This is a genomic window from Dyadobacter frigoris, assembly GCF_005280585.1.
In the GTDB taxonomy this organism is placed as follows: Bacteria; Bacteroidota; Bacteroidia; order Cytophagales; family Spirosomataceae; genus Dyadobacter; species Dyadobacter frigoris.
The window spans coordinates 109350-122341 of record NZ_SZVO01000022.1; the positions used below are offsets into that span (position 1 = coordinate 109350).

General features: G+C 39.2%; 7 protein-coding genes. All 7 read right to left on the reverse strand.

Going from position 1 to position 12992, the window contains the following annotated elements:
* Positions 1-39 precede the first annotated feature (39 nt).
* A complete protein-coding gene (locus FDK13_RS31495; RefSeq protein ID WP_137344000.1) occupies positions 40-2472 on the reverse strand; it encodes an ABC transporter permease in 2433 nt (810 codons plus the stop codon).
* A gap of 203 nt (positions 2473-2675) precedes the next feature.
* Positions 2676-5027, reverse strand: a complete 2352-nt coding sequence (locus FDK13_RS31500) for an ABC transporter permease (protein ID WP_137344001.1) — start codon at positions 5025-5027, stop codon at positions 2676-2678.
* A 118-nt stretch (positions 5028-5145) separates the two neighbouring features.
* The gene (locus FDK13_RS31505; RefSeq protein ID WP_137344002.1) at positions 5146-7599 is read right to left on the reverse strand and encodes an ABC transporter permease; all 2454 of its coding nucleotides are present in this window, start codon (positions 7597-7599) and stop codon (positions 5146-5148) included.
* A 105-nt stretch (positions 7600-7704) separates the two neighbouring features.
* Positions 7705-10101 carry an ABC transporter permease gene (locus FDK13_RS31510; RefSeq protein ID WP_137344003.1) on the reverse strand — a complete coding sequence of 799 codons (2397 nt, stop codon included), beginning with the start codon at positions 10099-10101 and terminating at the stop codon, positions 7705-7707.
* 179 nt (positions 10102-10280) lie between these two features.
* Positions 10281-10667 (reverse strand): DUF4143 domain-containing protein, encoded by a 387-nt coding sequence (locus tag FDK13_RS31515; RefSeq protein WP_510185855.1) that lies wholly within the window; start codon positions 10665-10667, stop codon positions 10281-10283.
* A gap of 232 nt (positions 10668-10899) precedes the next feature.
* Entirely contained in the window at positions 10900-12627 is a 1728-nt protein-coding gene (locus tag FDK13_RS31520) for an ATP-binding protein (RefSeq protein ID WP_137344004.1), read from the reverse strand.
* On the reverse strand, positions 12627-12992 hold a 366-nt coding region (locus FDK13_RS31525; RefSeq protein ID WP_170982966.1), incomplete at its 5' end, for a universal stress protein. The genes FDK13_RS31525 and FDK13_RS31520, both read right to left, overlap by 1 nt.

Sequence of the window (12992 nt, forward strand, 5' to 3'; positions counted from 1 at the left end):
TCAATCCGCGGATGTTTATACGAATCTTTTTCTTCAATTTTATTCACTTCTCAGACTTTTCACCGGATTCATCAATGCTGCTTTTATACTTTGAAAACTCACTGTGAGTAAAGCAATGGCGAGCGACGACAAACCGGCGCAGGCAAAAACCCACCACTGAATTTCAATTTTATAAGCAAAATCCCGCAACCAGATTTGCATGGCATACCAGCCGATTGGTGTGGCAATGAGAATTGCCAGTAACACAGGTTTCAAAAAGTCTTTGGAAAGTAGTGAAACGATACTACCTATGGAAGCGCCCAGAACTTTTCGAACGCCAATTTCCTTCGTTCTTTGTTCCGCGGAAAATGCGCTGAGACCTAATAATCCCAGGCAAGCTATGAGTATGGCAATTCCTGAAAAAGCGGTAAACAATTGCTCAATGCGCTGTTCTGAACGATACATGGCATCGAAATCTTCATTTAAAAACGAATATTCAAAGGGTTGTCCGGGTGCAATTTCTTTCCATTTTTTTTCAATTCCGGCAAGTGAGGACGTTACATCACCAGTATTCAGGCGAAAAGAAACGGCTTCTAAAAATGATTTTTCAAGTGGTCTGTCAATCGCATTTCCGTTAATTACCAACCCGACAGGTGCAATTTTTGACCGTAAGGATTCGTAGTGAAAATCTTTAACAACACCAATAACGGTAAGTTGCTCGCCTCCCGTCTTATGAATTATTTTTCCAATCGGATCCTGCAAACCAAATTGTTTCGCAGCACTTTCATTAACAATTACTGCAGAACTATCGGTTGTTCTTCCTTCAATAAAATCCCTCCCCGATACAAGTTCCATGCGAAGTGTTGAAATATAATCAGGATCAACCATCCATTCCTGCATATTGACAGAATATTTTGGATCCGTTTCCTGCTGCGGATACCACATATCATTCCAGCGTTTGGATGTAACCGGCAAAAAACCACTTACCGTTCCACTTTTTACGGATGGATTTCGCAAAGCTTCATTTTTAAATGTTAAAACCTGCGATTTCGTGGATTGAGCCGTATTGATAATGACAACCTGGTCTTTATCAAAACCTATTCTTTTAGTCTGAATATATTGAAGCTGCTGATTGATAAGCAGCGTACCAATGATTAACAAAACAGATAAAGCAAACTGGAAAGCAACAAGGGAATTCCGGAAGCCCTGAGATCGGGATTGTACCATAATACCTTTTAAAGCCTTAACAGGCTGAAATGAAGACAGATAAAAGGCGGGATATATTCCTGCTATTATACTAACCAGGGTTGTTCCGGCCAATAAATAAAGTATCGAAGAAAGATTGATTTCTGTATTTATGGCAAGATGTTTTGCCGCAAGATCGTTAAACGTGGGAAGCAATAAATACAACAAAATCAATCCGGTAGCTAATGCCAAAAAGGTGGTAAGTAAAGATTCCGACAAAAATTGAAATACAAGAACGGATCTGTCGGAACCCATCACTTTTCTTACCCCGACTTCTCTGGCTCTTTTGGCCGAGCGTGCGGTCGTTAGATTGATAAAATTGAAAACGGCAATTAAAAGAATAAATAAGCCGGTCAAGAGAAAGATATAGACATACTGAATACTGCCATTCGGTGAAAGTTCACCCTGGCGGTCGGAGTACAAATGAATATCTGTGAGCGGCATCAGTGAATAACTGAAATTATTACCAGCCTTTCTGGTATCGGCAAGTGTGGTTTGAAAATATTGCTTTAAAGCCGGATCAAGATAGGTTTGTAGTATTTTTTCAAATTTGGCTTCTACTGATTTTGGGCTCGTTCCGGGTTTGAGAAGTACATAGGTGTTGAAAATATGATTTCCCCATTTATTCACTTTCGCATCTTTTGTTTCATACAAAGGCAAAAGAAAATCAGCTTGAAAGTGTGATTGCTCGGGCATATCTTCCATGACGCCGGTTACGCGGCGGACCTCATCATTATTAAATGTTAAGATTTTGTTTAATGCATTGGTCGTACCAAAATATTTCCTGGCTATTCTTCTTGAAATAACAACTGAATTGGGTCCGGTTAATGCTTTTTGAGGATTTCCGGCAAGCATTGGAAGCGTGAAAACATTGAAAACGGTCGAATCTGCGTACAAAATATTTTCTTCACGGATCGCTGTTCGATCACTTTTTACAATCTGGCTGTCGTATTTTCCTAGTCTGGTAAATTCTTCTATTTCCGGGAAATCTTGTTTTAGGGTTTCTCCCATGGGCGTTGGTGCAAGGGCGCCTTTTGAGTCTTTTCCTGAATAGGTTATGTCGCTGTTGATGCGGTAAATACGGTCAGATTTGGTATTGAAATGATCGTAGGCCAACTCGTCTTTTACATATAAAATGCTCAGCAAACTAACTGCCAAACCCAGGGCAAGGCCGAAAATTGTCAGGGCAGAATAACCTTTATTCTGTGACAAATTTCTGTATGCGATTTTTAAGTGGTTGAGGAGCATGGGAGTTGGTTGTATTTAATTGGTTTTGGTTTGCTTTATTTTATTTATGTTAATCAGTTATTGCTATGGATCTTCTGGAATACTTACAACTGATTGGCTTGCTTTTGCTTCTTTCATGCGTTTTGTTTTTGCGTTCCGGCGGCGTGGCTTTTTCGCTAGGGGCGCTGCCGTTGCGCTGGATTGGGCGGACACAAGGCCCGCCCCTACTCGCTTCGTAAACTTTTTATTGGGTTCATCAATGCGGCTTTTATGCTTTGATGGCTTATTGTGACGCCTGCTATAATTAATGTGGTTACTATGGAAATCAGGAAAATGTCTGGGCCAATATTAATGTGATAGGCGAATTCTTGTAACCATTTGTCCATTGCAAACCAGGCAATTGGTGCGGCTACTACAAATGCGATCAGGATCAGCCAGATGAATTGATTGACAAACAACACAACCAACCCTGGAACGGAAGCGCCCATTACTTTACGAATGCCTATTTCTTTGGTACGCTGAACGGCCATAAGCGAAACCAGACCATACAGACCCAGACAACCAATCAGGATCGCAATGGCTGAAAACAGTCGGAAGGCTGTGTACATTTTGTATTCCTGATTGTATAATCCGGCAATGCGGTCATCCATAAACTCATATGAAAATAATGATTTTGGATTCAATTCAGACCAGTCTTTCTCAATGGAAGCCAGGGTTTCCCGCATCTTTTCCGGACGAAGTTTTACGCTGGCCTGCCAGAAGGAATTTGGGTTATACATTATCACACAAGCCCTGATCTTCTTGTGTTTTGATTCACTCTGAAAATCCTGAACGACACCTTTAATCCGGATCGGACGGTCGCCAATAAAGAATCGCTGACCTATTGCCTTTCCCGGATCCCTGATACCTAATCTTGTTATTAATGTCTGGTTCACAACCAGGTTGGCGACAGTATCTTTTGAAATTATTTTGGTAATCGTCTCGCCCGCAAGAAGTTTGATATGATACATGGACAGATAATTTTCATCCACCTGTTTGATTTCTGTCACATCATTTTCGGTCATTCCTAATTCCGGAGAGGTAAAAGGAGCAAAATTGGTATTGTAAGCCGGACCGCCCGACGCAAAACTTACCTGTTGCACACCCGGATTATCAATCAATTTTTGACGTAATACATCTACTTTTTCTCCTGTTGAAAATGTAACGATAGCATCTTTATCAAAACCAATATCCTTGTTCAAAAAGAAATCCATCTGGCTTCCAACAATCAAAGTTCCGACAAGCAGAATTTGGGTTATAGAAAACTGCACAACCACAAGTCCTTTTCGTAAATAGGATTTGCCATTTGAATTGTCAGAAACTCCGGATTTCAATGCTTTCAAGGGTTGAAATCCGGATTGAATAAAGGCAGGATAAAGTCCAGCCAAAAGAATAGTTACAACAACAATTAGAAGAACCGCACCGATCATTTCGGGTTTAAAAAGATTTGCAGTTTCAATTCTAATATCCAGCAATGTCTCTGTATAAGGTAAAAATAACGTAACGGCCACAAGCGATAAGCCTACAGATACTAAAACAAGCAGCGTTGTTTCACCCATAACCTGCATGATAAGTTGTTTTCTAAAAGCACCAAGAGTCTTCCGGATACCAACTTCTTTTCCACGTTTTAAAGACTGGGCAGTAGCAAGATTTACGAAATTTATACATGCCGTCAGAATAATGAAAAGTGCCACGCCTGCAAGTCCGTAAATCGTTTCCTTTGATCTTGGCATCGAGATTTGGTTGAGATATCGCCTGTCAAAATGAATTTCTTTTAACGGCTGTAAAAGCAAAAGTCCCTTTTCCTTTGCAATGTCAGCTTCCCAGTTTTTTTGGATAAAAGCTGGAAACCTTGCCTGAACCGACTTGGCAGATTCAGTTTTCGGCAACGTTATATAAACCATTCCGCCCTGGATCGACCAGAAATGTGACGTGTCTACATCTTTTCTGATTGTTTCCCAGGATACCAAAAAAGAAAAAACCAGATGTGTATTGGAAGGCAAATCTTTGATGACGCCCGTTACCCGCAAATCCTTTTCATTGTTAAGTTTGATGATTTTACCCATCGCATCCCTATCATGAAAATATTTCCGGGCTGCACTTTCAGTAAGAATAACCGTATTAGGTTCTTTCAAAGCGGTTTCTGCATTTCCGGACAACCAGGTAAAATCAAATATCTTGGTAAAATTTTCGTCTGCAAAAGCGTATACTTTTTGATTGTATTTCTGCTCACCAACACTGACAAGACCGCCTTGCTGCGCAAAGTATTGTGACACTTCTGCTTCGGGAAAATCATTTTTAAAAGCCGGAGCTATTGCAAAAGCAACGCTTGGATTATAGTCCCGGCCACCAAGTGTCACACGATATGTACGATCTGCTTTTCTATGATATTGATCATAGCTCAATTCATTTTGAACGACTAGAAAAATTACGATACAGGCAGCCAATCCCAGCGCCAAACCCGTAATGTTTATCAGTGCATAACTTTTATTATGCATCAATGTCCTGAAAGCGATTTTAAAATAATTTCGTATCATGGGTGTCGGGATTTAGGCGTTAACGTTTAGCTTGTCAAATTCAATTTTATTTACTTAAATTACTTTCTGGAAATTCCATAGACCAGGCGCCAAAAGCTAATGGCTAAAAGCTAATCGTCTATTCACTTTTCAGGCTTTTCACAGGATCCATTAATGCTGCTTTTATACTTTGAAAACTAACCGTTACCAATGCGATAGTCACGGCAAAAATCCCTGACAGAACAAAAATCCATCCGTTAATGTCGGTTTTATAAGCAAAGCCTTGCAGCCATTGATTCATAAACCACCAGGAAATTGGCAAAGCAAGTACGATTGCGTAAATCACCAGTTTCACAAAATCGCCCGTTAACATACCAACCACGCTGGCCACAGATGCTCCAAGCACTTTTCGAACTCCGATTTCCTTTGTTCTTTGTGCGGCAGTAAGTGTGATCAATCCAAAAAGACCCAGGCAGGAAATGAAAATGGATATGGCTGCAAATGTTTTGAATGCGTCAAAGACCAGTTGTTCTACAAAATAATTTTTGGCCAGGGATTCATTCAGGAATGTAAATTGATACACATCATCGGGAAAAGTCTGTTTCCAGGTTTGCGCCAGATGTGCGAGTGTCTGTGATAAATTTGAAAGACGGCCATTGGTTCCAAGCAATTGTATGTGAATTTGCTCGGGTGTATTAGGGTACATAAATACGCATGGCTGAATGGCCTGCTGCAAAGATGCATTATGAAAATCCTTCACAACGCCTATAATCGGTGCTTCGCCTTCATTAATAACCAGTTTTTCTCCAATGGCTTTTTCCGGTGTCAGATTCAGCATTTTCACCATAGTTTCATTGATTACAAATCCATTAAAACCAACGCTGTCGGGAACCATATTAGAAGTTGAAAGCCATTGTCCTGCAACCAGTTGCAGACCAAAAAGTTTTTGATAATTCTCATCTGTATTTTTCATTTCTGCCTGACGAGACATGGTAATCGGTTCTGATTTTAGGTGAAAATCGGTGCCATACCAGTTTTTGGTCAAGGGAGCTCCCGATGCAAAACTCACTTCCTTTATATCATGATATTGAAGCAATTCCTGCCGAAAAGCATCTAGTTCTCCAAACTTTTTATTTCGTGGAGCATTGATCGTTAAAACAGCATCCTTTGTAAATCCAAGTCCTTTTTTTTGAAAAAACGACATTTGATCAGAAGAAATCCAGGTGGCTACAAGCAGACAATACGTTATTCCAAATTGAAAAACAATAAGCCCCTGACGCAGTGAAATTCCATTTGATTTGCGTTGAACGTTATTTTTAATAGCCATAGCCGGTTTAAATCCAGACAAAACAAAGGCAGGATAACTGCCGGCAAGCAGTGTAATTACTCCAATAAGTCCTGCACCGAAAAGCCAGGTTTGGATAGTCGGTGTGAGGTTTAAATCAATAAAAGACAATTTCTGATCAACGATCCAAAGCAAAGCATAAAGCCCATTGACCGATAAAAAACCGGCAACAAGAGCTAACAAAAATGTTTCGCTCATAAATTGAAAAAACAACTGGCCTTCGCTACTACCAATGGCTTTACGAACGCCAATTTCTTTTTGACGCTGCATAGCCTGAGCCGTACTCAGATTTATAAAATTAACAGAAGCGATCAATATCAAAAACACAGCCAGACTGCTCAATCCCCACAAAACTTCCTTCCCGATCACATAGGTACCCGGCTCGCTGGCATACAAAGAGTTAGTATGAATGTAGGAAAGTGGTTGCAGAAAATAACTGATCCGTCGATTATCCTCAGCGTTCAGATATTTACTTTTTAGTTTATCAACGGCCTTTTCAAATTTGGCGGGATCCATACCGGGAGCCAATTCAACATACGTAGTTCCCAGATAATTGCCCGACCAGTTGTTGGCCTGGTAGGTATTATTTACCTTGAAAAAGTCGTAGTTTATCAGGATATCAAAAGGCAGATTCGTATTCGCAGGCGGGTTCCGGATTATACCTGATACCGTAAGAATATCTGTATTATTTAATGTCAGAACTTTGCCAATCAGTTGATCATAATTATCCGAAACTACTCCAAAATAACGTTCTGCCATTTGCTCAGTTAACACAACCGAATTAGGCTGACTGAAAGCCGTAGTGGCGTTTCCTGACAACCAAAGTCCTTTTTCAAAAGCATTTTTAAAATCAAAAAGACGCAAATAATTCTTGTCAGCGAACATGACACGCTTTTCTTCAAATCTGCGGATCTCACCTTTTTCATCTTTTGCACTGATAATTCGCTTATCAGGTCCGGCGGTTTGGGTAACGCTGATATTCGGAAATTCACGGCGTAAAGCTTCGGCCAAGGGATAAGCCGTTGTTGGCCAGTGCTGAATGCCATTGGCTTTTTGACTATGCTCCACGATCCGGTAGGTCCGGTCTGCGTTGGTGTGAAAATTATCGAAGCTCAATTCGTAATTCACAAATACATAAATACCTAAACAGCAAGTAATTCCAAGTGCCAGCCCGAACACATTGATTAATGTATTGGTTTTATTTTTCCAAAGATTTCTTCGGGCAGTTTTAAGATAGTTTAATATCATGAGCGATTATCTAACCGATTTTGTTCGATTTGAAATAAGGTTATTTGGGTTGGACTGGTACTTTGGTTTTGGTTGCTTTGGATTGGGCGGCCACGAGGGCCGCCCCTACTCGCTTTTTAAACTTTTTACCGGATTCATCAAGGCTGCTTTGATGGCTTGAAAACTTACCGTTAACAAAGTAATAATCAAAGCGCCAACACCTGAAACGGCAAATATCCACCACGACATTTCTGTCCGGTAATCATATTTATTCAACCAGCTTTCCATAAAATACCAGGCAATCGGAGCGGCAATGATGCAGGACAAAACGACCAGCAATATAAATTCCCTGGAAAGCATACTCCACAAACTAGCTAATGAGGCACCGAGTACTTTTCGTATTCCAATTTCCTTTGTACGCTGTTCTGCTATGAAAGTCGCCATTCCAAATAAACCCAGACAACTAATGAAGATTGCCAGAATTGCAAAAAATGAGGTCAGTTTACCTATTCTTACTTCTTCTCCGAATTTTTTTGCGTACTGCTCGTCCGTAAATTTATAGTCAAAAGGAGCGGCAGGATTAAATTTTTTGAAGACTTCCTCAATTTCCCTCAAAGCTTCTGTCGATCCTGATTCAGGATTTATTTTGATATTGAATACGTTTGCCCAACCATATTCCAGAAAGAAACACGTACGAAAAGAAGCCTTGTATGGCGATTCCATGATCATATCTTTGATCACACCAATAACCTGATACGGTTTTCCGTCCGCTTTAATAATTGAGCCAACCGGGTTTTTCAATCCCATAAATTTGGCAGCAGTTTCATTGATCACAACACCGGAAGAATCCGTCGAGAAAGACCTTGAAAAATCTCTTCCTTCTGTAAACTGCCAGCCAACTGTTTTTCCAAAATCATGAGAAACGGCCATGGTAGCAAAATTCCCCTGCGTTGCAGGATCCTTGCCCTCCCATTCGTAACCATTATTGATCGCGGCAATGTATGTCGTGGGATTCGAGGACTGCGACATTTCTTTGACAACACCCGTTTTCAATAATTCACTTCTTATGGCTTCATAATGTCCGCGTATTTCAGGCGTGTTCATGGCAACCATCAGCAAATTATTTCTATCATATCCGACCGGCCGGTCTCTGGCAAATTCGATTTGACGGAACACGGTAATGGTGCCAATAATTAAAATAATAGAGATTGTAAACTGAACCACAACCAAAACCTTTCGGGGGACAGCCGCGAAACTTCCCAGCTTAATTCTGGCAAAACCGCTTCCTTTCAAAACCTTAATTGGTTGGAATGAGGACAAATAAAGTGCTGGATAACTTCCTGCAATAAGTCCGGTAATGATGCTGAAACCAATACTTGAAATCCAGAACAATGGCTCTTTCCACGGAAATATCATCTTTTTATCCGCCACTTCATTGAAAAATGGCAGGACAGAAAGCACCAAAACAACGGAGAAAATAAAAGCAAACGCCACTACAAGTAAAGATTCACTAAAGAACTGCGTAACAAGCTGACTTCTCAAAGAACCAATCGCCTTGCGAATCCCGACTTCCTTGGCTCTTTTTTCACTTCTGGCAGTACTCAAATTCATAAAATTGATACAGGCTAAAAGCAAAACAAAAATGCCAATGATACCAAAAAGCCAAACAAATTCTATACTTCCACCAGAAACTTTGCCATTTTTAAACTCAGAATATAAGTGCCATTTGCTTAGCGGGTGAAGAAAAATTTCCGGCTTGAATGCTGCATCTTCCGGCCTTACTTTATTAAGTTTTACATCCTTGATCTTGGCCGAAACTTTATCCATATCCGTATGATCAGCAATCTGGGCAAAGGTGATAAACATGTTGGCACGCCAGGGATTTGTCTTTTTCTCTGACCAGTTTTCGTTATTGATATAAAGCTCCCATGGCGCGATGAACGATAAATCTTTGAAATCAGAATTATATGGAATATCCTCGTATACCCCTGTAACTTTCAAATTCTGTTTGTTATTTATTTTGATAACCTTATCAATTGGATCATTATCACCAAAAAGTGCTTTCGAAGTTTCCTCCGAAAGCATAATAGAGTTAATTTCTTTCAAACCAGCCCTTGTTCCTTTAATCATTTTCAGAGATAACATTTCTGTAATCCCGGGCTCTATATAACTTCCTTGTTTGGAAATTTTTTTATCCCCAAAAGCCAGAATCTCCGTAGAAGACCCGGAGGACATTACAACATATTTGAAATCGCTTCCATACTTGTTACGAATTTCTTCTCCCATTAAATAGGGTACCGAATTTTGCGTTCCGACTTCGTTATTGAATGTCTGATTTTGCTTTATAATCGCAAGATGATTATAATTTTCAAAGGATTTATTGAAGGAAAGTTCGTCAAAAATCCATAGCCCGATTAGCATGGCAACAGCAAGCCCGGTAGCGAGACCAGCAATATTTATAAATGAATAAACCTTATTTTTAACAAGATTCCTTCGGGCGATTTTAAAATAGTTGCTAATCATATTTACTGTATATGGATTTGTCCAGCTTTGCTGTTCAAATAGTTTGCCAATGATTTTTTCATAAATTAAATATTTAAATATCAATTACTTAACAAAAATAAAGCGAACGAGCAATGTCCGATAATGAACACTGTTCGTTCGCTTTGGAACGGAGGTTTTGAAAGAAAGCTGTGAAAATTTTATTTAGGAAAAGTCCTTTCTCTTAGCTGTTCGATTATAATAGTAGCTAACTCGCTGAGGGCATACAGTGGTAGATTAACTAACCATTCTTCCCTTCTAAAATCGGACATCGAAGTTCTTATTGTTAAAGCCGGATTATATTTTTGATGAAATACTTTTAAATTTTCTTCCGCCTTAACTTCGACCGGAATAATCTTTCCTGAAAATTGAATCAGGAAATCTATTTCGGCAGTTGCATTTTCTGCTGACCAGTAATAGGTAAATTTTTCTTTAAAAGTAATTAATTGCTGCATTACAAATTGCTCAGTTAAAGCACCCTTAAATTCTTCAAATAAAATATTACCATCCAAAAGCGTTTTTACATCAATATCTACAACAGCACCCAAAAGACCAATATCTACCAGGAATAACTTAAAAGCCCCAAAGTCTTCATATGCTTTTAATGGTATTACTGGTTTTGATATGCGATTAACTTTGTGAATTAATCCTCAATCAATTAGCCATGACATAGCCAATTCGTACTCTCTCGTCCTGGCTCCCTCTTTAATTATTCCGTAGATAAATTTTTTATTTTCTTTGGCAAGTTGAGCTGGAATTGATTGCCACTTTATCAATATTTTAATTTGTATTCAAATTGAAATAAAAAGTACTCCCCATTCCAATTTCTGAATCAAGTCCAATCTTTCCGCCCTGTGCTTCAATAAATTCTTTGCTGATTGCAAGCCCAAGACCCGTGCCCGTTTTCGCACTCCCTGGCACCTGGAAATAACGATCAAAAATCTTTTCCCTGTAGCGGCTTTCAATCCCTTTCCCCTGATCTTTAACCGAAAACAAAACACCATTTATTTCTTTCTTCACACCTATTTCGATTTTGCTTTCCTCCGACGAGTAACGGATTGCATTTGTTAGAAAGTTGATCAAAACCCAGGCCGTTTTTTCAGTATCTGCTTTTACTTCCGGCAGATTTTCTTCTACTTCATAAGTTAGCTTGATCTGCTTCTGTTCAGCCTGTACTTTTACAGCCTCCATGGCATATTTCAAAATTTTATATGGATCGCTCTGCTGTATATTTAATTGAATATTTCCGGTTTCAACCTGCGAAAGATTCAACAATTCTCCTGTAATTTTGAGCAATCGGTTACTATCATCTTTTATACTTTCAATCAGCTGTTTTTGCTCGTCATTTACATCGCCGGTCTGTTTGTTCTCCAACAACTGAATACTCATTTTTATCGATGAAATCGGAGTTTTTAATTCATGCGAAACCGTTGCAATAAAATTGGTTTTTGCAAAATCCAGCTCTTTAAAAGGTGTGATATTTTTGAGAACTATTACCTGACCAATAAAGATCTTTTCTTTTTCTCCAGTTGGCGTAATCGTAATATTTACAATTTCTTTCTCGAAATAACTTTCCTTATTATCAGCATAAATTTTGAGCGGCTTTTCCTTTTCTGTCTGCGGTTTTGGCATTACTAAACCTTGTACCAAAGAACGGATCAAATCATTATGAAGCGCAACTTCAATAGCTGGTTTACCAATGACATCTTCGGCCAAAAGTCCTGAAATTTTCAGCACTTCGTCGTTTGCAAACAATACTTTTTTATTTTCATCCAAACCTAAAACAGGCTCATGCATATTGTTGATCAAGGTCTCTATTCTCTTTTTTTCAAATAGTATTTTAGAAAGATTACTGTTGTCATACTCTTCCAGTTTTTCAGCCATGGTATTGAAAGAGCCAGCCAATTCTCCAAACTCATTTTTACTGCCAAAATTTACCCTTTGCGAATAATTTTTAGCAGCGATTTCCTTAATACTTTCTGTTAATTCTTTGATCGGATTGGCTATATTACTTGGTAAATTGACCAGCAACGTAAAAGCAAAAAGGAAACAAAGCGTTCCGGTCATCACGATCCATAAATTAGCAGAGCGCGCAGTTTCCTGGGCAATTTCACTTTTACGCTGAATCGCTTCCATGTTCAGGCGCATCAGTTCTGTGATATCTTTTCTGATCAGCTGATGAAGTAAAAGATTGGCCGGCGTTTGTTTTAATTGTATCAAATGGTCTGAAATTGCATCCGTTGCCTCCCGTTCACCAATTTCAGTAACATTTTTCCGTTGCTTATTAAGATTATCTTCAAAAGTGAAAAATGCTTTTGTGCTTTGCTGTGTCTGATCCAGCGACATCAACATATTACGTGAATATTCCAGGGTATTGTAATTATCAGCCAGAATATTTTCTGTATCATTTTTCAATACATTGATATACCGGGCCGCCACCAATGAAAGGATAATGATCATCAGAAAAAGCAGCCCTACACCGAGGGTTAATTTTGTTTTTATTTTCATCAGGACAGAATAACAAGGTCAATTTCAGAGACAGACAACTTTTTCAACAGCTGGTTAAAGAGATTGGTAGCCAAAATTACTTTAAACAAACTCATATGCGGCTTTCCGATACAAATTGTTGTGATTTGTCTTTGCTCGGCAACTTCCATAATGGTTCTGGAAACATGTGCGCTTTCGACCCGGATTATTTCGCCTCCCAATTCAGTGGCCAGTTTGAAATTATTGATCAGATGGCGTTGTTTGTCCAGCGCAATTTTATCCATACTTTCCTTCGGCGTTTGCACATAAAGCAACACCCACGGACTGTTATAATAACTGGCAAGCCTCGCTGTTTTTCTAATGACATTTTTCGAAGTTTGTGCATT

What these genes read in the sequence shown, in the direction of transcription:
- FDK13_RS31495 (WP_137344000.1), bottom strand. Translation starts at nt 2,472, where the DNA reads ATGCTCCTCAACCACTTAAAAATCGCATACAGAAATTTGTCACAGAAT.
- FDK13_RS31500 (WP_137344001.1), bottom strand. Translation starts at nt 5,027, where the DNA reads ATGATACGAAATTATTTTAAAATCGCTTTCAGGACATTGATGCATAAT.
- FDK13_RS31505 (WP_137344002.1), bottom strand. Translation starts at nt 7,599, where the DNA reads ATGATATTAAACTATCTTAAAACTGCCCGAAGAAATCTTTGGAAAAAT.
- FDK13_RS31510 (WP_137344003.1), bottom strand. Translation starts at nt 10,101, where the DNA reads ATGATTAGCAACTATTTTAAAATCGCCCGAAGGAATCTTGTTAAAAAT.
- FDK13_RS31520 (WP_137344004.1), bottom strand. Translation starts at nt 12,627, where the DNA reads ATGAAAATAAAAACAAAATTAACCCTCGGTGTAGGGCTGCTTTTTCTG.